The sequence below is a fragment of the Streptomyces sp. NBC_01235 genome, from assembly GCF_035989285.1.
Taxonomy (GTDB): domain Bacteria; phylum Actinomycetota; class Actinomycetes; order Streptomycetales; family Streptomycetaceae; genus Streptomyces.
In genome coordinates, this window is the sequence record NZ_CP108513.1 from 1471687 (window position 1) to 1496455 (window position 24769).

The 24769-nt window shown below is 74.0% G+C and carries 1 protein-coding gene; it reads right to left on the minus strand.

From position 1 onward, the window contains the following. Positions 1–13 precede the first annotated feature (13 nt). Positions 14–24724, minus strand: coding sequence for a type I polyketide synthase (locus OG289_RS06430; RefSeq protein WP_327313026.1), 24711 nt, complete (start codon positions 24722–24724; stop codon positions 14–16). Positions 24725–24769 lie beyond the last annotated feature (45 nt).

The following is a 24769-nucleotide window of genomic DNA, read 5'->3' on the forward strand; positions in this document are numbered from 1 at the left end:
TTCCCGCGGCTGATCACGACATCCCGAGTTCTTTGTCGATCAGGTCGAACAGCTCGTCGGCCGTCTCGACGGAGTCCAGTGCCCCGTCGTCGTCGGCGAGAGCCGCTCCGGAACCCCCGGAGCCGGTGCCGTTGTCGTGTCCGGCACCGCCGCCCTTCGTTGCCCTCTCCTGCCACTTCGCCGTCAGCCTCTGCAGCCGGGAAGTGATCGTCGCGTGGTCGTCCCCGCCGACCGCGGCGGCGCCGAGCGCGGCCTCCAGCCGGTCCAGTTCGACCAGGAGCGGCGCCGCCGGAACGGCCGCGCCCGAGCTCTCGCCCGCCCCCGTGCCGGACGCCTCCGGCAGGGCGATCTCCTGAAGCAGATGTCCCGCCAGCGCCGTCGGCGTCGGGTGGTCGAACACCAGCGTGGCCGGAAGCCGCAGCCTGGTGGCGGCGTTGAGCCGGTTGCGCAGTTCGACGGCGGTGAGCGAGTCGAAGCCCAGCTCCTTGAACGCCTGATCCGGTTCGATCTCGTCCGCCGAGGCGTGCCCGAGGGTCGCCGCCGCCTGGGCGCAGACCAGGTCGACGAGATGCTGCTCCCGGTCGGCCGGTGCGAGCGCCGCCAGCCGGGCACCGAGATCCTGGCGCTGCGCGCCGGTCCCGGCCGCCGTGTCCGCCGCCCGCCGCGCCGGTGCCCGCACCAGGCCGCGCAGCAGCGGCGGTACGGCCTCGGCGTGCGCCCGCAGCGCCTGGAGGTCCAGGTTCACCGGCAGCAGGAGCGCCCGGTGCGCGGGGGCCGTGACGGACACGAGCCCGGCCACGTCCAGGAGTTCAAGTCCCTGCTCGGCGGTGAGCGGCCGCATGCCGCCGCGCGCCATGCGCCGCAGGTCCGCCTCGGTCAGCTCGGCGGTCATGCCCGTACCGGGCGCCCACGGGCCCCACGCGAGGGACACCGCGGGCAGCCCCGAGGCACGACGGTGAGCGGCGAAGGCGTCCAGGAAGGCGTTGGCGGCGGCGTAGTTGGCCTGGCCCGCGCTGCCGAAGGTACCGGCCACCGAGGAGAAGACCACGAACGCCGACAGGTCCGCGTCGCGGGTCAGCTCGTGCAGGTGCGCGACCGCGTCCACCTTCGGCCGCATGACCCCGGCCAGACGCTCCGGGGTGAGAGCGGCCACGACACCGTCGTCGACGACGCCCGCGGTGTGGACGACGGCGGTCAACGGGTGCTCGGCGGGGAGGGCGTCCAGCACGGCGGTGAGCCGGCCCCGGTCGGCCACGTCCAGGGCCGCCACCTCGACCTCGGCACCCAGGTCCGCGAGTTCCGCGACGAGTTCGTCCGCGCCCGGCGCTTCGAGGCCGCGCCGGCCGGCCAGCAGCAGATGCCGTACGCCGTGCTCGGTCACCAGACGGCGGGCCACCAACGCGCCCAGGCCACCCGTGCCACCCGTCACCAGCACCGTGCCGTCCCGGTCCAGGGGGGCCGGGACCGTGAGGACCACCTTGCCCACATGCCGGGCCTGCGAGAGGTACCGGAACGCCTCCGGAGCCCTGCGTACGTCCCAGCAGGTGACCGGAAGGGGCCGCAGGACGTCCGCTTCGAAGAGTGCCACCAGCTCGGCCAGCATCCGGCCGATCCGCTCCGGACCGGCGTCCCACAGATCGAACGCCCGGTACGCCACACCGGAGTGCTCGGCAGCCACCGCGTCGGCGTCCCGGACATCGGTCTTGCCCATCTCCAGGAACCGGCCACCACGCGGCAGCAGGCGCAGCGACGCGTCCACGAACTCACCGGCCAGCGAGTCCAGCACGACGTCCATGCCCCGGCCGCCGGTCGCGGCGAGGAACGCCGTCTCGAAGTCCGTGTCCCGCGAGGAGGCGATGTGCGTCTCGTCCAGGCCGAGGGCGCGCAGGGTGTCCCACTTGCCGGCACTCGCGGTGCCGAACACCTCGGCTCCCAGATGCCGCGCCAACTGCACGGCCGCCATACCCACGCCGCCGGCAGCGGCATGCACCAGCACCGACTCCCCCGGCCGCACAGCGCCCAGCTCGGTGAGCGCGTAGTACGCCGTCAGGAACACGATCGGCGTCGACGCGGCCTGCGCGAACGTCCAGCCCCGCGGAACGCGCGCCACCGTCCGCGCGTCGGCCACCGCCACCGGTCCGAAGGAACCGGGGAACATGCCGAACACCCGGTCGCCGACGGCCAGGCCCGGCACACCCGGGCCGACCTCGGTCACCACACCCGCGCCCTCACCACCGAGCAGACCCGCCTCACCCGGATACATGCCGAGGGCGTTGAGCACGTCGCGGAAGTTGACTCCCGCCGCCCGTACGGCGATTCGGACCTGCCCTTCCGCCAACTCGGCGGTGGCCTCGGGGAAGGGGGTCAGGGCCAGGGTGTCCAGGGTGCCCTTCTCCACGCTGTCGAGGTGCCAGGCAGCCGGTTCGCCCGCCGGGAGCGGGAGCGCTCCGCCGGCGGGGACACGGCCGAGGCGCGGCGCGTGGGCGACGCCGTCGCGCAGCGCGAGCTCCGGCTCCCCGGTGGCCAGGGCCCGGGCGAGCACGGCGCGGGAGGCTTCGGTGCCGTCCGTGTCGACCAGGGCGAACCGGTCGGGTGCCTCGGCGCGCGCGGCCCGGACCAGGCCCCACACCGCGGCCAGGGCGGGATCCGGAGCCGTTCCGTCGAGTGTGACCGCCCCCTCGGTGAGGATCACCAGACGGGACTCCTCGAACCGCTCGTCGGCGAGCCAGGCCCGTACGGCGTCCAGGACGCGGCCGGTGGCGGCCCGGGCCGCGTCCGCCGCGTCGCCGTCCGGGCCGCTCAGGCCGCGACCCGCGGCGAACAGTACGGTCGCGGGGACGGCGGCGGGCAGCTCGGCCAGGCTCGGGTACGACTCCACGCCGGGCGCGAGGCCGGCGGTGCCGACCGCCGCGAGGGCGCCGGCCAACGACGCGTCCCGCTGGGGCGGCGACACCTTCGTCCAGTCCACCTGGAAGAGGCCGTCGCGGTGACCGTCGGCCTCGGCGCGAGCGGCGAGGTCTCCGGAGACCTGGCGCAGCAGCAGCGACTCGACGGAGGCGACCGCACCACCCGCCGGATCGGCCAGATGCAGGGCGACGGCCTCCGGACCGGCCTGCACCATCCGTACGCGCAGGGCCCGCGCGCCGGACGCCCGCAGCGACACGCCGCTCCACGAGAACGGCAGCCTTCCCTGGCCGGCATCGGCCAGCGACACGAACATCATCGCGTGCAGGGCGGAGTCCAGGAGCGCCGGGTGGACACCGAAGCCACCCGCGAGCCGATCGTGCTCGTCGGGCAGTCCGACCTCGGCGAAGACCTCGTCGCCGCGCAGCCAGACCGCGCGCAGCCCCTGGAACACCGGCCCGTAGGCGAAGCCCGCCTGGGCGAAGCGGTCGTAGAAGCCCTCCATGGGGACGGCCTCGGCGTCCGGCGGCGGCCATACGGTCAGGTCGGGGACGGTTGTGCCGGCCGGCGCCGGGTCGGCGGTCAGCGAGCCACTGGCGTTCAGCGTCCACGGGTCGGTGTCGAGCGCCTCCTCGGCCCGGGAGTACACCTCCACGGTGCGCGCGTGTGACTCGTCGGGTGCGCCCACGCGGACCTGGACCAGCCGTCCGGTGCGCTCGGGCACGATCAGGGGGGCGGCGATGGTCAGTTCCTCGACGCGCTCGCAGCCGAGCTGTCCGGCGGCGCACAGGGCGAGTTCGAGGAACCCGGTGCCCGGGAAGAGGACCGTGCCGGTCACGGCGTGGTCGCGCAGCCACGGGTGCGTCTTGAGCGAGAGCCGCCCGGTGAAAAGCACCTCCTCACTGCCGGCCACGCGCACCGCGGCGCCGAGCAGCGGATGTTCCGCCGAGCCGACGCCCGCCGAACCGAGGTCGCCCAGCGTGACCCCGGTGAAGTCGGGCCAGTAGCGGCGGCGTTGGAAGGCGTAGGTCGGCAGGTGCGGGTTCGGGGCCCGGTCGCCGCCGGTGAGGGCGCGCCAGTCGGTGTCGGCACCGTGGACGAACAGGGTGGCGAGGGCGGCGAGGAGCGAGGTGGCCTCGGGCCGGTCCTTGCGCAGCACCGGCACGAGCACCGTGGCCCCGGTGTCGTCGAGGGACGCCTGGGCGAGGGCGGTGAGGGTGCCGTCCGGGCCGAGCTCGACACAGCGGCCGACACCCTGCCCGGCGAGGGCGCGTACGGCGTCGGCGAAACGCACCGGGCGGCGTACGTGCCGCACCCAGTAGTCCGGCGACATCAGTTCCTCGGCGGTGGCGGCCGTTCCGGTCACCGTGGAGACGAACGGCAGCTTCGGCCGCTCGTAGGTCAGGCTCTCCGCGACCTTGCGGAAGTCGGCCAGCATCGGCTCCATCAGCGGCGAGTGGAAGGCGCGGCTGACCCGCAGCGCCGTCACCTTGCGGTCCTGGGCGCGGAAGCCCTCCGCGATCTCCTCGACCGCAACCGCCGAACCCGAGATCACCACCGCCCGGGGGCCGTTGACCGCCGCGATGCCCACCTCGTCACCGAGCAGCGGCAGGACCTCGTCCTCGGTGGCCTGGAGCGCCACCATCGCACCACCCGACGGCAGGGCCTGCATCAGCCGGCCCCGCGCCGCCACCAGACGGCACGCGTCCGCCAGTGACCACACCCCGGCAACGTGCGCGGCGGCGATCTCACCGATGGAGTGCCCGGCGAGCACGTCGGGGCGCAGGCCCCAGGACTCCAGCAGCCGGAACAGCGCCACTTCCAGCGCGAACAGCGCGGGCTGGGTGAACTCCGTCCGGTTCAGCAGGTCGGCGTCCTCGCCGAACACCACCTCCCGGAGCGAGCGCGGCAGTTCGGTGTCGAGGTGGGCGCAGGTCGCGTCGAAGGCGTCCGCGAACACCGGATACGTGTCGTACAACTCGCTGCCCATCGCGAGGCGCTGGGACCCCTGCCCCGCGAAGAGGAACGCCGTGCGCGCGTCGCGTCGTGCCGTGCCCGTCGCCGCGTTCACCGCCTCCTCACCGGAAGCGACCGCCCCCAGTCCCCGCAGCAACTCGGCGCGCCCGGAGCCCCAGACGACCGCGCGGTGCTCGAACAGCGACCGCGACCGCACCAGAGCACCGCCGACCTCGGCGACACCCAGCGCCTCGTCACCCGCCACGAACTCCGCCAGCCGCCCGGCCTGGGCCCGCAACGCCCCGCCCGTACGGCCCGACACCACCCACGGCACCACACCACCACCGACCGGCTCCGGTTGCGGTTGCTGCTCCGGCTCGGGCTCCGCCACGACAGGCGGCTCCTCCAGCACCACATGCGCGTTCGTCCCGCTCAGACCGAACGACGACACACCCGCACGACGCGCCCGCCCTTCCCTGCGCGGCCAGTCGGCGCTGTCAGCGAGGAGTTCCACCGCACCGGCCGACCAGTCCACGTGCGACGACGGCTCGTCCACATGCAACGTCCGCGGCAGCACACCGTGCCGCAACGCCAGCACCATCTTGATCACACCCGCCACACCCGCGGCGGCCTGCGTGTGACCGATGTTCGACTTCACCGACCCCAGCAGCAGCGGCCGTTCACGGTCCTGCCCATAAGCCGCCAGAATCGCCTGCGCCTCGATCGGATCACCCAGCGCCGTACCCGTACCGTGCGCCTCCACCGCGTCCACATCGGAAGGCCGCAACCCGGCACCCGCCAGCGCCTGCCGGATCACCCGCTGCTGCGAGGGACCGTTCGGCGCCGTCAGACCATTGGAGGCACCGTCCTGGTTGACCGCCGAACCCGCGACCACCGCCAGGACCGGCCGCCCGGCCGCCCGCGCATCCGACAGCCGCTCCACCAGCACCAGACCAGCACCCTCGGAGAACCCGGCCCCGTCCGCGGCGCCCGAGAACGCCTTGCACCGGCCGTCCGCCGCCAGCCCCCGCTGCCGGCTGAAATCCAGGAACAGACCCGGCGTCGACATCACCGTCACACCACCGGCCAGCGCCAGATCACACTCCCCCGCCCGCAACGCCTGCACCGCCAGATGCAGCGCCACCAGCGCCGAGGAACACGCCGTGTCCACCGTCACCGCAGGCCCTTCCAGACCGAGCGTGTAGGACACCCGGCCGGAGACGATGCTCGCCGCGTTGCCGGTGCCGAGGTGGCCGCCGACGTCCTCGCCGGAGGCGACGAGCAGCGGGGTGTAGTCGTTGCCGTTGGTGCCGGCGAAGACCCCGGTACGGGAGCCGCGCAGAGTGGTCGGGTCGATCCCGGCCCGCTCGAACGCCTCCCACGCCAGCTCCAGCAGCAACCGCTGCTGCGGATCCATCGCCAGCGCCTCACGCGGCGAGACGCCGAAGAAGGCGGGGTCGAACTCGGCCATGTCCCGCAGGAATCCGCCTTCGCGGGCGGTGCAGGTGCCGGGGTGGTCCGGGTCGGGGTGGTAGAGGCCGTCGACGTCCCAGCCACGGTCGGCCGGGAAGGGCGCGATGGCGTCGGTGCCGTCGGCGAGCAGGCGCCAGTAGTCCTCGGGGGTGTCGGCCCCGCCGGGGAAGCGGCAGCTCATCGCGGTGATGACGATCGGGTCGTCGGCGAGGGAGGCGGAGTCGGCCGCGGGCCGCGCGATGGCGGGCAGGCGGTCGTCCTCGGAGGCCGTGCCGAGTTCGCCCAGCAGCATCCGGGCCAGTTCGGCGCAGTTGGGGAAGTCGAAGACCAGGGTGGCCGGCAGACGCATCCCGGTGATCTTGTTCATGCCGTTGCGCAGTTCGACGGCGCTGAGCGAGTCGAAGCCGAGGTCGCTGAAGGCGCGGGTCGGCTCGACCGCCTCGGGCCCGGGGTAGCCGAGCACGGTGGCCACATAGCCGCGGACGACGTCGAGGACGGCGTCCGCCCGTTCGTCGGCGGCGAGACCGGCCAGGTGGCGGCGGAGGGCGGACTGATCGCCGTCGGCGCCGTCACCGAAGGAGTCGCCGGCCGTCGGGCCGGAGGCGGGGTCGCGGACTGGCGCGAGAACGCGCTGGGCGTCGGCCAGTTCACGCAGGAGGGCGCTGGGCCGGGAGCCGGTGAAGGCGGGCGCGAACCGTTCCCAGCCGATGTCGGTCACCGCGAGGTAGGTCTCGCCGTGGTCGAGTGCCTGCTGGAGGGCCTGGCAGGCCAGTTCGGGCCGCATGTCGTACACGCCGTAGCGGCGCAGGCGGTCGCCGACCGCGCCGTCTCCCATGCCGCCGTCGGCCCAGTGGCCCCAGGCGACGGCCGTGGCGGGCAGGCCGAGGGCGCGGCGCTGCTGGGCGAGGGCGTCCAGGAAGGCGTTGCCGGGGGCGTAGTTGCCGAGGCCGGGGCCGCTGATGGTGCCGGACGTCGAGGAGAACAGGACGAAGGCGGACAGGTCGAGACCGGCGGTCAGTTCGTGCAGGTTGACCGCGGCGGTGGCCTTGGTGCGCAGCACGGGGTGCATTCGTCCGGGGTCGAGAGCGTCGATGACGCCGTCGTCGAGGGAGCCGGCGATGTGCAGTACGGCGTCGAGCGGGTGTTCCTCGGGGATCGCGTCGATCAGCTCGCGCAGTGCGTCGCGGTCGGCGACGTCGCAGGCGGCGAGGGTGACGCGGCCGGCGCCGAGGACGGTCAGTTCTGCCGACAGTTCGGCGGCGCCGGGCGCGTCGGCGCCCCGGCGGCTGGTGAGCAGCAGGTGTTCGGCGCCGAGGGAGGCGAGCCAGCGGGAGATGTGTCCGCCGACCGCGCCGGTGCCGCCGGTGATCAGGACGGTGCCGCGGGGGCGCCAGCTCTCGCCGGGCGGTGTGGCGCCGTCGAGCGGGGCGCGCAGCAGACGGCGGCCGTAGGTGCCGGAGGCGCGGACGGCGGTCTGGTCCTCGCCGTCGGGCCGGGCGAGCAGGGCGCACAGCCGGTCGCCCGCCCTGCGGTCGAGGGCGGCGGGCAGGTCGATCAGGCCGCCCCAGCGGTCGGAGTGTTCGAGGGCGGCGACCCGGCCGAAGCCCCAGACGAGGGCCTGCGGCGCGCCGGCCACGGTCTCCGCGGCGGTGACGGCGACGGCACCGCTGGTGGCGCACCACAGGGGCGCGCCGACGCCGAGGTCACCGAGGGCCTGCAGGAGCGTGAGCGTGCCGGCGAGCCCGGCGGGCACCGACGGGTGGTCGGGATGCGGGGTCTCGTCCAGGGCGAGCAGCGACAGCACTCCGCCGAGGCCGGCCGGTTCCAGGGCGGGCTCGCCGTCCGTGGCGGCGAGCGCGGCGGTCAGCAGGCCGGCCAGCCCCTCGCGGTCGGCGTCGGGGCCGGCGCCGTCGACGGCCGCGACGCGGACGGTGACACCGTGGTCGGCCAGGATCCGCCGGGTGGCGTCCGCCAGGGCGTGGCCGGCGGCGGGCACGACCAGCAGCCAGGTGCCGGACGGGGGCGCGGCCGCGGTGTCCTGGGTGAGCGGGGTCCAGCCGACGGTGTAGCGCCAGCTGTCGACGGTGGACTGCTCCTTGCTGCTGCGCCGCCAGGCGGACAGCGCGGGCAGCACCTCGCGCAGCGGGGTGTCCCCGCCGAGGTCGAGGGTGGCGGCGAGGGAGGCGAGGTCCTCCTCCTCCACCGTCCGCCAGAAGCGGCTCTCCACCTCGTCGGAGACCTTCGTGCCGTCCTCGGCGACGGTGTCCGCGTCCCGCAGTTCGGGCCAGAACTGCAGCCGCTGGAAGGCGTACGTCGGCAGGTCGACCCGGCGGGCGCCGGTCCCGGCGAAGACGCTGGGCCAGTCGACGGTGACGCCCTGGACGTGGGCCTCGGCGAGGGAGGTCAGGAAGCGGTCCAGGCCGCCCTGGTCCCGGCGGAGCGTGCCGAGCACGACGGCGTCGGCGCCGACGTCCTCGACGGTCTCCCGGAGGCCGAACGCGACGACGGGGTGCGGTCCGACCTCGATGAAGGCGCGGTGCCCGGCGGCGAGCAGGCCGCGGACCGCGTCCTCGAAGCGGACGGTCTCCCGCAGGTTGGTGTACCAGTAGGCGGCGTCCAGGACGGTGTCGTCGTCCAGCCAGTCGCCGGTCACCGAGGAGCGGAAGGGGATCTCGGCGGGCGTCGGCCGCAGTCCGGCGAGCGTGTCGAGGACCTGCTCGCGGACGGGTCCGACGTGCGCGGAGTGGCTGCCGTAGTCCACGGCGACCTTGCGGGCCTGGACGCCGTCGCCGGTCAGTGCGGTGAACAGCTCGTCGAGGGCGTCCGCGGCACCGGAGACGACGACCGAGCCGGGGCCGTTGACGGCGGCCACGGAGAGCCGGTCGTCGTACGGCTCCAGCCGGGTGCGCACCTCGTCGGCGGGGAGCGGGACGGACATCATGCCGCCGTCGCCCGCGATGGCGGTGATGGCCCTGCTGCGCAGGGCCGCGACGCGTGCGCCGTCCTCGAGGGACAGGGCGCCGGCGACGACGGCCGCGGCGATCTCGCCCTGGCTGTGGCCGACGACGGCGGCGGGCTCGACGCCGTAGGAGCGCCACAGGTGGGCGAGGGAGACCATGACGGCCCACAGGACGGGCTGGACGACGTCCACCCGGTCGAGGTCGGGGGCGTCCGGGCCGCCGCGCAGGGCGGCCGTCAGCGACCAGTCGACGTACGGCGCGAGCGCCTGCTCGCACTCGGCGATGCGCTGGGCGAACGCGGGTGCGGTGTCGAGCAGTTCACGGCCCATGCCGGGCCACTGGGCGCCCTGGCCGGGGAAGACCAGCACGGGTCCGGTGCCGCGCCGGTCGAGGCCGCGGACGACGTCGCTGACCATGCCGTCCTCGACGAGGTCGCGCAGCCCGCGTCGCAGGCTCTCGTCGTCGGCGGCGAGCACGACCGCCCGCTGTTCGAAGGCGGTGCGGGTGGTGGCCAGGGACAGGCCCAGGTCGGCGAGGCCGAGTCCGGGGTGGTCGCGCAGGTGGGCGAGGAGCCGTCCGGCCTGGGCGCGCAGACCGTCGCCGGTACGGGCGGAGAGGGGGACGAGGACGGGCGTCGGCAGGGGGTCGGCCGTGGCCTGCCCGGTATTGGTCCGCCCGGTCGTGTCGTGCGGGGGCATGTCGTTGAGCGGGGTGTCGTCGGGCGGCGTGTCGTCGGGGGCCTGCTCGATGATGACGTGCGCGTTGGTGCCGCTCATGCCGAACGAGGAGACGCCCGCGCGGCGCGGACGGCCGGTCCGCGGCCACGGCACCGGCTCGTCGAGCAGCCGTACGGTCCCCGCGGACCAGTCGACCTCGGGGGTCGGGGTCTCGGCGTACAGGGTCGCCGGGAGCAGGCCGTTGCGGAGGGCCATGACCATCTTGATCACGCCGCCGACACCGGCGGCGGCCTGGGAGTGGCCGATGTTGGACTTCAGCGAGCCCAGCCAGAGGGGGCGGTCCTCGGTACGGTCCTGGCCGTAGACGGCGATCAGCGCCTGGGCCTCGATCGGGTCGCCCAGCGTCGTACCGGTGCCGTGCGCCTCCACGGCGTCGATGTCGGCCGGGGTGAGCCCGCCCCCGGCCAGCGCGGCGCGGATGACCCGCTGCTGCGAGGGCCCGTTGGGGGCGGTCAGGCCGTTGGAGGCGCCGTCCTGGTTGAGGGCGCTGCCCTGGACGACGGCGAGGACGGGGTGTCCGCTCCGCCGGGCGTCGGACAGCCGCTCCAGCACGACCATGCCGACGCCTTCGGCCCAGCTCGCCCCGTCGGCGTCCGCGGAGAACGGCTTGCAGCGGCCGTCCTCGGCGAGCGCCCGCTGCCGGCTGAACTCGATGAGGGAGCCCGGCGTCGACATGACGGTGACACCGCCGGCCAGCGCGAGATCGCACTCGCCCTGCCGCAGCGACTGCGCCGCGAGGTGCAGGGCCACCAGGGACGAGGAGCAGGCGGTGTCGACGGACAGCGCCGGGCCCTCCAGTCCCAGGGCGTAGGCGATACGGCCGGACAGGACACTCGGCGAGTTGCCGGTGCCGATGTAACCCTCGAAGCTCTCCTTGGCGGCGCCGAGGATGCCGATGTAGTCCTGGTAGGTGACGCCGGCGAAGACACCGGTGAGGCTGCCGCGCCGGGACGCCGGGTCGATGCCCGCCCGCTCCAGTGCCTCCCACGACGTCTCCAGCAGCAGCCGCTGCTGGGGGTCCATCGCCAGTGCCTCGCGCGGGGAGATGCCGAAGAAGCCGGGGTCGAAGTGGCCGGCGTTGTGCAGGAAGCCGCCCTCGCGGGCGTAGCAGGTGCCCGGGTGGTCCGGGTCCGGGTGGTAGAGCGCCGCGAGGTCCCAGCCGCGGTCGGCCGGGAGCGGGGAGATGCCGTCGCCGCGGTCCGCGACGAGGTCCCACAGGTCCTCGGGGCTGGTGATGCCGCCCGGATAGCGGCAGGCCATGCCGACGACCACGATCGGATCGTCGTCGAGCCGGGCGCGGGAGGCCGCGGGCGTCACCGCGTCCGGCCGGCCGCCGAACAGTTCCTCGTCGAGGTGCGCGGCGAGCGCGAGCGGTGTCGGGTGGTCGAAGACCAGGGTGGCCGGCAGCAGGACGCCCAGTTCGGCGCTGAGCTGGTTGCGCAGTTCGACGGCGGTGACGGAGGCGAAGCCGAGGTCCTTGAAGACGCGGGAGGGCTCGACCTCGTCGAGGTCGACGTAGTCCAGCACGGCGGCCACCTTGCGGCGCACCCGGTCGAGCAGCACCCGCCGACGCTCGGCGGCGGACCGCCCGGCGAGCCGGTCCAGCAGGGTCGCTTCCTCGGCCGCGGCACCGGTGTCGGCGGCGCGGCGGCGCACGGTCCGGGCCGGGACGGCGGGACGGGCGGACTCGGCGGCGTCGCCGAACCCGGCCTCCGCGGCCTTGCGGGTGCCGTCCACGGCATCCCTGTCCGTACGGTCCTCGGCAGGGTTGGTGTCGCCGAGATCCCTCGGGGCGGGCGCGCCGGGGGCGGGCCGCAGGCGCAGCGACTCGATGGCGAGCACCGGCTGCCCGGAGGCGTCGGCGGCGTGGAGCGTCACCGCGTCCTCGGCGCATCGGGTCAGCCGGACGCGCAGCGTGGCGGCGCCGTCGGCGAGGAGAGCGGCGCGCTGCCACGCGAAGAGCAGCAGCCCCTCGCCCAGTCCCTCCGGCAGGCCGAGGCCCAGCGGGTGCAGTGCCGCGTCCAGCAGGGCCGGGTGCAGCCCGAAGTGCCGCGCCTGTTCACGTGCCTCCGCATCGAGGGCGACCTCGGCGTACACGTCGTCACCGTGCCGCCATACGGCGGTGAGGGCGCGGAACGCCGGGCCGTACTCCAGACCGGCGTCGGCCGCCAGCCGTTCGTACAGGTCTGCGACGGCGACCGGTTCGGCTCCGGCCGGGGGCCAGACGGCGAAGTCGGCGAAGTCGGCTGCCCGGTCCGTCGCCGGGCCGGCGGGTGCGAGCAGGCCGCCCGCGTGGCGGGTCCACGCGGCGTCGTCGGATTCCGGGTCGTCGGGGCGCGAGTGGACGGCGAGGGCCCGGGTGCCCCGGGCGTCCGGCTCGTCGATACGGACCTGGAGCAGGACCGCACCGCGCTCGGGCACCATGAGGGGTGCCTCCAGGGCGAGTTCGCGGACCTCGTCGCAGCCGACCTGGTCGCCCGCGCGGACGGCGAGTTCCAGGAAGGCGGTGCTGGGCACCACGGCCGCGCCGCCGAGCCGGTGGTCGGCCAGCCAGGGGTGAGAGCGCAGCGACAGCCGGCCGGTGAGCACGACCGCGTCGCTACCCGCGACCGGCACCGCGGCGGCGAGCAGCGGATGGCCGGTGGCGGCGAGACCGAGCGAGGAGGCGTCGCCCGCCGCGGCGGGCACCTCGAGCCAGTAGCGCCTGCGCTGGAAGGCGTAGGCGGGCAGGGAGACGTGCGGCGCCCGGGACAGCGACGGCAGGGCTGCCGTCCAGTCCACGTCGACGCCCCTGGTGAACAGGGCGGAGACGGCCGCCAGCAGGGTCCGCCGCTCGGGACGGTCGTCCCGCAGCGCGGACACCTGCAGACCGTCCGCCGTGGGCAGGCACGACTGGGCGAGCGTGGTGAGCGTGCTGTCGGGGCCGAGTTCGAGGAAACGGGTGACGTTCGCGTCGGCGAGCGCGCGCACGCCGTCGGCGAAGCGGACCGCGTCCCGCACGTGCCGCACCCAGTACTCCGGGGAGGCGAGTTCCTCGACGGTGGCGGGGGCGCCGGTGACGTCGGAGACGACGGCGATGCCCGGCGCCTGGTAGGTGATGCTCTCGGCGACGGCACGGAAGCCGGCGAGCATCGGTTCCATCAGCGGGGAGTGGAAGGCGTGGCTGACCCGAAGCCGCCGGGTGCGCTTGCCCAGCGCCTCGACGGCGGCGGCGATCTCGCGCACCGCGTCCTCGGTGCCGGAGACCACCACGGACAGCGGTCCGTTGACGGCGGCGATGCCGGCCTCGGTCTCCCGGCCCGCCAGCAGCGGCAGCACCTCGTCCTCGGACGCCTGGAGCGACACCATCGCCCCACCGGCCGGCAGCGCCTGCATCAGCCGGCCGCGCGCCGCCACCAGACGGCACGCGTCGGCCAGCGACCACACCCCCGCGACATGGGCGGCGGCCACCTCACCGACGGAGTGACCGAGCAGCACGTCCGGACGCACACCCCACGACTCCAGCAGCCGGAACAGGGCCACTTCCAGCGCGAACAGCGCAGGCTGGGCGTACTCCGTGCGGTTCAGCAGGTCGGCGTCATCACCGAACACCACCTCCCGCAACGGGCGCGGCAGTTCGGTGTCGAGGTGGGCGCACACGGCGTCGAAGGCATCGGCGAAGACCGGGTACTCCTCGTACAACTCCCGTCCCATGCCGAGGCGTTGCGAGCCCTGGCCGGCGAACAGGAATGCCGTACGGCCGTCCTGGAGCACGGAGCCGATGACGGCGCCGTCGGCAGGCTCGCCGTCCGCGACCGTCCGGAGATCGCGCAGCAGGGCCTCGCGGTCCGCGCCCCACACCACGGCCCGGTGCTCGAACGCCGAGCGGGTGCGGACGAGGGAAGCGGCCACCTCGACCGCCGTCGCCTCGGGACGGCCGGTGAGGTGGTCGGCCAGCCGGGCGGCCTGGGCGCGCAGCGCGCCTCGGCTGCGCCCGGAGACCACCCAGGGCAGCACAGTGGTGGGCTCGGAGGGGTCATCGCCGGGCACGGCACCGTCGCGGGACTCTTCGGCGGAGGGCTGCCCGAGGGCCGGCCCCTCAAGGGCGGGCTTCGGCGGAGCGGGCTGTTCCAGGATGACGTGGGCGTTGGTGCCGGACACCCCGAAGGCCGACACACCGGCCCGCCGCGGACGTCCCTCGGCCTGCGGCCACGCGGTGTTCTCCGTCAGCAGCCGCACCTCGCCGGCCGACCAGTCGACATGGCTCGACGGCTGTTCGGCGTGCAGGGTGCGCGGCAGCAGGCCGTGGTTCATGGCCAGCACCGTCTTGATGATGCCGGCGACACCGGCGGCGGCCTGGGTGTGGCCGATGTTGGACTTCAACGAGCCGAGCCACAGGGGCTGTTCGCGGTCCTGCCCGTAGGCGGCGAGCAGGGCCTGGGCCTCGATCGGGTCACCGAGTCTGGTGCCCGTGCCGTGCGCCTCCACCGCGTCGACGTCGGCGGGGTTCAGCCCGGCCCCGGCCAGCGCCTGACGGATGACCCGCTGCTGGGCAGGGCCGTTGGGGGCGGTCAGGCCGTTGCTGGCGCCGTCCTGGTTGACGGCGGAACCGGCGACCACGGCCAGCACCTGGTGCCCGTTGCGGCGGGCGTCGGAGAGCCGCTCGACGACGAGCACACCGACCCCCTCGGCCCAGCCGGTGCCGTCGGCCTCCTCGGAGAACGCCTTGCACCGGCCGTCCGCCGCAAGACCGCCCTGCGAGCTGAACTCGACGAACGCCCCGGGGTCGGCCAGCACCGTCACACCGCCGACCAGCGCCAGATCGCACTCGGCGGACCGCAGCGACTGCGCCGCCAGGTGCAGCGCCACGAGGGAGGACGAGCACGCCGTGTCGATGGTCACGGCGGGGCCCTCGAAGCCGAAGGTGTAGGCGACGCGGCCGGAGACCACGCTGCCGGCGACACCCGTCAGAAGCTGCCCGCCGAGCCCCTCGGGCACCTCACGGAGTCCCGCGCCGTATCCGGAACTGCCGGCGCCGACGAACACACCCGTGCGGCTGCCGTGCAGTGCGCCGGGCCTGATCGCCGCGTGTTCCAGTGCTTCCCAGGACGTCTCCAGCAACAGTCGCTGCTGCGGGTCGACGGCGAGGGCCTCGCGGGGCGAGATGCCGAAGAAGACGGGGTCGAACTGCCCGGCGTCGTAGAGGAATCCGCCCGCGCGGGTGTGGCTGCGGCTCCGGCCGCCGTCCGCGGTGCCGTGCAGGGCGTCGAGGTCCCAGCCCCGGTCGGTGGGGAAGTCGGAGATGGCGTCGGTGCCTTCGGTGACCAGCCGCCACAGGTCGTCCGGGCCCTCGACCCGGCCCGGCAGCCGGCAGGCCATCCCGACGATGACGACCGGGTCGTCCGTCGTGGCGGTCAGGGCCGGAACCGGCGGCAGCGCGTCCGACCCCGGGTCGCCGTCCGCGAACAGCTCCTGCCGCAGCAGTCGTACGAGAGCCGTCGGCGTCGGATGGTCGAAGACGAGGGTGCTGGGCAGCTTCAGGCCGGTCTCGGCGGCGAGCCGGTTGCGCAGTTCGACGGCGGTGAGGGAGTCGAAGCCCAGATCCCGGAAGGACCGCGTGGCCTCCACCGCCGAGGGGTCGGCGTGACCGAGCACCGCCGCGACCCCGGCGAGGACCGACTCCAGCAGGGCACGGTCGCGTTCGGCCGCGGGCAGTCCGGCGAGCCGGTCGCCCAGCGCCGAGCCGGCCGGTGCACCGGCGAGGGTGTCCGCCGTGGTGGTGAGGGCGGTGTGGGCTTCGGGAAGACCGGCCAGCAACGCGCTGGGACGCACGCTCGTGTACGCCGGAGCGAACCGCTCCCACTCCACGTCCGCCACGACCACCACCGCGTCTCCGCCGGCCACCACATGCCCCAGCTCCCGCACCGCACGCCGCGGATCCAGCGCCACCAGACCCCGCCGCCGCAACGCCTCCACCGCCAGCCCACCAGCCGCCATCCCCCCACCGGCCCACGGACCCCACGCCACCGACGTCCCCGCAAGCCCCCGCGCCCGACGCGCCTCCACCAACGCATCCAACGCCGCGTTCGCCGCCGCATACCCCGCCTGCCCCCCACTGCCCCACACACCGGCAATCGAGGAGAACACCACGAACGCATCCAGCGCACGATCCCCCAGCACCGCATCCAGATGCACCGCACCAGCGACCTTCCCCGACCACACCGCGGCCAGATCCCCCGCCGACACCTCCCCCAACGGCACATTCACCACCGCACCCGCCGCATGCACCACCGCATCCACCGGATACTCCGCCAACAACCCCTCCACCACCGCACGGTCAGCGACATCACACGCCTCCACACTCACCCGCACACCCAGCCCCACCAACTCCTCCCGCAACTCCACCGCACCCGGCGCCTCCAACCCCCGACGGCTCACCAGCACCACATGCCCAGCCCCCTCCGCCGCCACCCACCGCGCCACCCGCGCACCCAACACACCCGTACCACCCGTGATCAACACCGTCCCCCGCGGACACCAACCCGCATCCCCACCACCAGCACGCACCCGCTCCAAACGACGCCCGAACACACCCGACCCACGCACCGCCACCTGATCCTCAACACCCACACCCGCCAGAACCGCCACCAGTCGGCCTGCCGTGCGGCGGTCGATCGTGGCGGGGAGGTCGACCAGACCGCCCCAGCGGCCGGGCGCCTCAAGGGCGGCCACCCGGCCGAGCCCCCAGACCGCGCCCTGCGACACGTCGACGGCGCCGTCCGAACGGCCCACGGCCACCGCGCCCCGGGTCAGCACCCACAGCGGAGCCGTCACACCCGCATCGCCCAGGGCCTGCACCAGCGCCAGCGAACCCGACACACCCACCGGCACGCCGTCCTCGGACACCTCGTCCGAGAAGGCCGGCAACGACACCACACCCGCCACCGGCGGCAGGTCCTTCAGCCTGGCGGCGAGCAGCGCCCGCTCCACGGTCCCCTCGTGCACGATCCGCTCCACCTCGGCACCACGGGCCGCCAGAGCGTCGAGCACCGACCGGGCCCACACGTCCCCGGCGAGACCGGCCGGTTCGACCACCAGCCACCGGCCGGACAGAGTCGCGGAGCCGGAGACGTCGGCCAGCGGCCGCCAGCCGACCCGGTACCGGCAGCGGTCCGCCTCGGCCTGTTCCTGGCTCTGCCGCCGCCAGGAGGTCAGCGCGGGCAGCACCGCCCCCACGACCTCCTCCCCCAGCTCCAGCGCACCCGCCAGAGCCCCCAGATCCTCCCGCTCGACCGCCTCCCAGAACCGCGCGTCGACCTCGCTCCCCGCAACCGGCTCCCGACGCACGACCTCCGGCCAGTACCGCTGGTGCTGGAAGGCATACGTCGGCAGCTCCGCCGACCGCGCGGCGGGGATGAGCGCCGACCAGTCCGCCTCCGCGCCACGGGTGAAGACGGCGGCGACGGCGGCGACCATCGCCCCGGCCTCCGCCCGGCCCTTGCGCAACACCGGTACGAACAGGTGTCCTTCGTCGGCGACACAGTCCTGGGCGAGCGTGGCGAGGGTGCCGTCGGGGCCGAGTTCGAGGTACCGGGTGACGGTCTGCTCGGCGAGGGTGGCCACGGCGTCGGCGAAGCGGACGGTACGGCGGACGTGCTCCACCCAGTAGTCCGGCGAGGTCAGCTCGTCGGTGACCGGAGCGCCGGTCACCGTGGAGACGACGGGCAGCTCAGGACGCTCGTGGGAGAGGTCTTCCACGACCGCCCGGAAGTCGTCGAGCATCGGTTCCATCAGCGGCGAGTGGAAGGCATGGCTCACCCGCAGCGCCGTGACCTTGCGGCCCTGACCACGGAAGCGCTCCGCGATCTCCTCGACCGCCTCGGCGGCACCCGAGATCACCACCGCACGCGGACCGTTGACCGCGGCGACGCCCACCTCGTCACCGAGCAGAGGCAGCACCTCGTCCTCGGACGCCTGCACCGCCACCATCGCACCGCCGGCCGGCAGCGCCTGCATCAGCCGGCCCCGCGCCACCACCAGACGGCACGCGTCCGCCGGCGACCACACCCCCGCCACATACGCCGCCGCGATCTCACCGATCGAGTGACCGGCCAGCACGTCCGGACGCACACCCCACGACTCCACCAACCGGAACAACGCCACCTCGAAGGCGAACAGCGCCGGCTGCGCATACTCCGTACGGTTCAGTACGTCGGCCTCGTCACCGAAGACCACCTCACGCAACGGGCGCGGCAGTTCGGTGTCCAGGTGGGCGCACACGGCGTCGAAGGCGTCCGCGAAGACCGGGTACTCCTCGTACAACTCCCGTCCCATGCCGAGACGTTGCGATCCCTGACCGGCGAACAGGAAAGCCGTACGGCCCCCTTCACCGACCTCGCCCGTCACCACACCGGCAGCCGACTCACCGGCCGCCACCGCCTCCAGACCGCCCAGCAACTCCCCTCGGTCAGCGCCGAGCACCACGGCCCGGTGCTCGAACACCGAACGCGACCGGACCAAAGACCCAGCGATACTCGCGACATCCACCGCACCGACGCCGGCCACGAACTCCGCCAGCCGACCGGCCTGCTCCCGCAGCGCGGCCCGGCTGCGCGCCGACACCACCCACGGGACAACGGAGGACACCGGCACATCGGCACCAGGGACAGCGGGATCGCCCTCAACAACCGGCTGCTCCAGGATGACGTGCGCATTCGTGCCGGAGACACCGAACGCCGACACACCTGCCCGGCGTACACGCCCCGCCTCGGGCCACTCCTGCTCCTGGGTGAGCAGTTCGACGGCACCGGCCGACCAGTCCACGTGCGACGACGGCGCGTCCACGTGCAGGGTGCACGGGAGGAGGCCGTGGTTCATGGCCAGCACCATCTTGATCACACCCGCCACCCCGGCAGCGGCCTGGGTGTGCCCGATGTTCGACTTCACCGACCCCAGCCACAAAGGCCGTTCACGGTCCTGGCCATACGTCGCGATCAACGCCTGCGCCTCGATCGGGTCACCCAGCGCCGTACCCGTGCCATGCGCCTCCACCGCGTCGACGTCAGCCGGTTCAAGTCCACCGGCCGCCAACGCGGCCCGGATCACCCGCTGCTGGGAAGGCCCGTTCGGAGCCGTCAGACCATTCGACGCACCGTCCTGGTTGACCGCGCTGCCACGGACCAACGCCAGTACCCGGTGCCCGTTGCGCCGGGCGTCCGACAGCCGCTCCACCACCAGCACACCGACACCCTCACCCCACCCCGTACCGTCCGCACCCTCCGCGAACGCCTTGCACCGGCCGTCCACCGCAAGCCCCCGCTGCCGCGAGAACTCCACGAACGCCCCCGGCGTCGACATCACCGTCACCCCACCCGCCAACGCCAGATCACACTCACCACCCCGCAGCGCCTGCACCGCCAGGTGCAGGGCGACCAGCGACGACGAGCAGGCGGTGTCCACCGTCACCGCGGGGCCTTCCAGCCCCAGCACGTACGACACCCGCCCCGACAGCACCGACGCCGCGTTGCCCGTGCCCACATGCCCCTCGAAGTCCTCACCCGAAGCCAGCAGCAGACCCGTGTAATCCTGACCGTTCGTCCCCGCGAACACCCCCGTCCGGCTCCCCCGCAGCCCACCCGGAGCGATCCCCGCCCGCTCCAGCGCCTCCCACGACGACTCCAGCAACAACCGCTGCTGCGGATCCGTCGCCAACGCCTCCCGCGGACTCATCCCGAAGAACCCCGCGTCGAAACCACCCACACCCTCGAGGAAGGCACCCACGTCGACGAGCGTGGTTCCGGGACGCTCGCCCTCCGGGTCGTACAGGGCGGTGAGGTCCCAGCCCCGGTCGGCCGGGAACGGGCCCACCGCGTCCGCGCCCTCGGACAACAGCCGCCACAGACCCTCCGGATCCCGCACCCCACCCGGGAACCGGCACGCCATCCCGACGATCACCACCGGATCGTCCCCGGCGACCACAGCCGCGGGAGCCTGCGGAACGGCCTCCGCCTCGGCCGCATCGCCCAGCAGTTGCTCCCGCAGGTGCCGCGCGAGCGCCATCGGCGTCGGATAGTCGAACACCACCGTGGCGGCCAGGCCGGTGACACCCGTGAGGGCGGTGAGACCGTTGCGGAGTTCGACCGCGATCAGGGAGTCGACGCCCAGGTCACGGAAGGCACGCTCGGCCGGTACGGCGGCCGCGCCCGCGTAGCCGAGGACGGCGGCGGCGCAGGACTGCACCGTCTCCAGCAGGACGCGGTCCTGTTCGGCGGGGGTGAGCCCGATGAGCCGGCCGAGCAGTCCGGCGCGGTCGTCGACCGTGCTGCGCCCGGATCCCGGGGTGGCGGCCTCCAGGGCCGCGCGGGCCTCGGGCAGCGAGGCGATCAGCGGGTTCGGGCGCGTCAGGGTGAGGGCAGGTGCGAAGTCCGCCCAGTCGAGGTCGGCGACGACGACGGCGGGTGTGTCGGACGCCACCGCGCGAGCGAGGACGTTCGTGGCCGCCTCGGCGTTGAGGGGGAGGACGCCGCCTCGGCGCATCCGCGAGGCGGAGCGGGTCTCTTCGGCCATGCCGCCGTCGGCCCAGGGACCCCAGGCGATCGAGGTGGCGGGCAGCCCGGCCGCCCGGCGCCGCTCGGCGAGCGTGTCGAGGAAGGCGTTGGCCGCCGCGTAGTTGCCCTGGCCCGCCGCTCCGATGCTTCCCGCGAAGGAGGAGAAGAGGACGAAGGCGTCCAGGTCGCGGTCACGGGTGAGTTCGTCCAGGTGCAACGCGCCCAGCGCCTTCGCCCGCAACACCGTCGCGAACCGCTCCGGCGTCAACGCGTCGATCACACCGTCATCCAGCACACCCGCCGTATGCACCACCGCATCCACCGCATACTCCGCCAGCACACCCGCCAACGCCTCACGATCAGCCGCATCACACGCCACGACCGACACCCCCACCCCCAACCCCACCAACTCGTCCCGCAACTCCACCGCACCCGGCGCCTCCAGCCCCCGACGACTGGTCAGCACCACATGCCCGGCACCCTCCGCCGCCACCCACCGCGCCACCCGCGCACCCAACACACCCGTACCACCCGTGATCAACACCGTCCCCCGCGGACACCAACCCGCATCCCCACCAACGGGACGCAGCCGCTCCAGCCGACGGCCGAACACACCCGACCCACGCACCGCGATCTGGTCCTCGTCGGCGAGTCCGCCCGAGAGGACCGCGGCGAACCGGTGCGCGGCGCGGCGGTCCAGGACCTCGGGCAGGTCGACCAGACCGCCCCAGCGGTCCGGGTACTCCAGAGCCGCCACCCGGCCCAGACCCCACACCGCACCCTGCACCGGATCCGCCGGACCGTCCGAACGGCCCACCGACACACCACCACACGTCAACACCCACACCCGGCCACCCACACCCGCGTCACCCAGCGCCTGCAGCAGGCAGGCCACCGCGCCGCACGCCTGTACGGCGTCCGTGGAAGCTCCGGCGTCGAGGACGATCCCCGAGACCTCGCCGTCGGAGGCGGCAGCCTCCAACTGAGCTGCGAGGGAGACGCGTTCGGGGGTGGCGGGGAGTTCGACCAGCACGGGGGCGGCGCCGCGTGCGGCGAGCTCCGCCGTGATGGCGTCCGTGGCGGCGTCCTGTGCGGTGCCCTCGGGCCGGAGTACGAGCCACCGGCCGGAGAGCGCGGCGCCGGTCGACGGTTCGAGCGGCTTCCAGTGGGCTCGGTAGAGCCACTGGTCCGCCCGGGAGCGTTCCAGGCGGCGGTGCCGCCAGGACGACAGGGCCGGGACCAGGGGGGTCAGGGACTCCTCGGCGAGCCCCAGTGACTCGGCGAGGGAACCGAGGTCGCCGCTCTCGACGGCGTTCCAGAACTCCGCCTCGGCGGCGCCACCGGCCGGCCGCTCACCGTCCCCTCCGCGGCCCACGGCCGGGCGGCCCTGGTCCGCCAGCCAGTAGCGCTGGTGCTGGAAGGCGTACGTGGGCAGCTCCACCCGGCGTCCGCCGGGCAGGACGGTCTCCCAGGCGACCGTGGCGCCGTGGGCGTGCAGCCGGGAGAGCGCCGTGACGATGCTGTCGGTCTCGTCCCGGTCCTTGCGCAGGACGGGTGTGAACAGGACGCTGTCGCCGTCGGCGGAGTCTGCGGCGGCGACCGCCTCCGGGCAGTGCTGGGCCAGTGCGGTGAGCGTGCCGTCGGGGCCGAGTTCGAGGTAACGCGTCGTGCCCCGCGCGGCGAGGGTGCGCACGGCGTCGGCGAAGCGGACCGCCTGCCGGACGTGTCGCACCCAGTGGTCCGGGGAGTGCAGTTCCTCGGCCGTGGCGGCCGTGCCCGTGAGGGTGGAGACGATCGGGATGTTCGGTTCCGCGTATGCGAGGCTCTCGGCCACGGCCCGGAAGTCGTCGAGCATCGGGTCCATCAGCGGCGAGTGGAAGGCATGGCTCACCCGCAGCGCCGTGACCTTGCGGCCCTGACCACGGAAGCGCTCCGCGATCTCCTCGACCGCCTCGGCGGCACCCGAAATCACCACCGCACGCGGACCGTTGACCGCGGCGACGCCCACCTCGTCACCGAGCAGAGGCAGCACCTCGTCCTCGGACGCCTGCACCGCCACCATCGCCCCGCCGGCCGGCAGCGCCTGCATCAGCCGACCCCGCGCCACCACCAGACGGCACGCGTCCGACAACGACCACACCCCCGCCACATACGCCGCCGCGATCTCACCAATGGAGTGACCGGCCAGCACATCGGGGCGCACACCCCACGACTCCACCAACCGGAACAACGCCACCTCGAAGGCGAACAGCGCCGGCTGCGCATACTCCGTCCGGTTCAGAAGATCCGCGTCCTCACCGAACACGATCTCCCGCAGACCGAACGGCAGCTCCGCGTCGACCGCGTCGAAGGCCTCGGCGAAGACCGGGTGCTCGTCGTAGAGTTCGCGTCCCATGCTCAGCCGCTGGGAGCCCTGTCCCGCGAAGAGGAAGGCCGTACGGCCGTCCGGCTGGGCGGTGCCGGTGACGATGCCCTCGGCTCGGTCACCGGCGGCGAAGGTGGTGAGTGCGTCGAGGAGTCGGGGGTGGTCGGAACCGATGACGGCGGCCCGGTACGGCAGTGCCGACCGGTGCGCGGCGAGCGACCAGGCGACGTCGAGGGGCTCGGCGCCGGGGTGTTCCCGCAGGCGCGCGAGGAGACGGGTGGCCTGGGCGGGCAGGGCTTCGGGGGTACGGGCGGACAGGATCCAGGGCAGTGACCGGGGGGCCTGGCGCGGCAACGTCCGGGAAGCGGCGGACGCGGTGTCGTCGTCAGCGGGTGTTTCAAGGTTCTCGGGGGCTTCCTCCGTGGGTGGCTCCTCGAGGACGGCGTGGGCGTTGGTGCCGCTCACGCCGAAGGCGGACACGGCGGCGCGCCGCGGGCGGCCCTCCTCACCGGTCCACTCCCGCTCCTGTGTCAGCAGCTCGACCGCACCGGCCGACCAGTCCACGTGCGAGGACGGCTCGTCCACATGCAGAGTGCGCGGCAGCAGACCGTGCTGCATCGCCAGCACCATCTTGATCACGCCGGCGACACCGGCCGCCGCCTGCGTGTGCCCGATGTTCGACTTCACCGACCCCAGCCACAAAGGCCGTTCACGATTCTGGCCGTAGGTGGCCAGCAGTGCCTGCGCCTCGATCGGATCACCCAGGGCGGTCCCCGTGCCATGCGCCTCCACCGCGTCCACATCCGCGGCCGACAAGCCCGCACCCGCCAACGCCGCCCTGATCACCCGCTGCTGCGAGGGACCGTTCGGCGCCGTCAGACCGTTCGACGCGCCGTCCTGGTTGACGGCGCTGCCCCGCACCACCGCCAGCACCCGGTGCCCGTTGCGCCGGGCGTCCGACAGCCGCTCCACCAGCAGCATGCCCACGCCCTCGGACCAGCCGGTGCCGTCGGCCTCGTCGGAGAAGGCCTTGCACCGGCCGTCCCCGGCGAGCCCCCGCTGCCGCGAGAACTCCACGAACACACCCGGCGTCGACATCACCGTCACCCCACCGGCCAGCGCCAGATCGCACTCACCACCCCGCAGCGCCTGCACCGCCAGATGCAACGCCACCAACGACGACGAACACGCCGTGTCCACCGTCACCGCGGGACCTTCCAGGCCGAGCGCGTACGAGACGCGACCGGAGACCACGGAGGTGGAGTTGCCGGTGAGCAGGTGGCCGCGTACGTCATCGGGGATGTCGCCGAGGCCGGCGCCGTACTCCTGGTTGCTGCATCCGACGAAGACGCCGGCACGGCCGCCCCGGGCCGACTCGGGGTCGATGCCGGCGTGTTCGAACGCCTCCCAGGACGTCTCCAGCAGCAGCCGCTGCTGGGGGTCCATCGCTACGGCCTCGCGCGGCGAGATCCCGAAGAACGCGGGGTCGAAGTCGCCGGCGTCGTGGACGAAGCCGCCCTCACGGGCGTAACTGCCGTCCACGCGCCGGGCTTCCGGGTCGTAGAGCGCCTCGGCGTCCCAACCGCGGTCCGTGGGCCATGCGGAGATGGCGTCGGTGCCGTCGGCCAGCAGCTGCCAGTAGTCCTGAGGCGACCGTACCCCGCCGGGGAACCGGCAGCTCATCCCGACGATCGCGATGGGCTCGTCCTCGCGGGCCTCCAGCTCCTGGAGCCGCCGACGCGTCTCGGCCAGGTCGGCGGTGACCCACTTGAGGTAGTCCCGGAGCTTGTCTTCATTCGCCATTGGAACTTGCCCCATACGTCGTATCGGTAGGAACGATTCGGCCTG

Excerpts from the sequence above, each read along its gene's own strand:
- OG289_RS06430 (WP_327313026.1), bottom strand. The coding sequence starts at position 24,724 with ATGGCGAATGAAGACAAGCTCCGGGACTACCTCAAGTGGGTCACCGCC.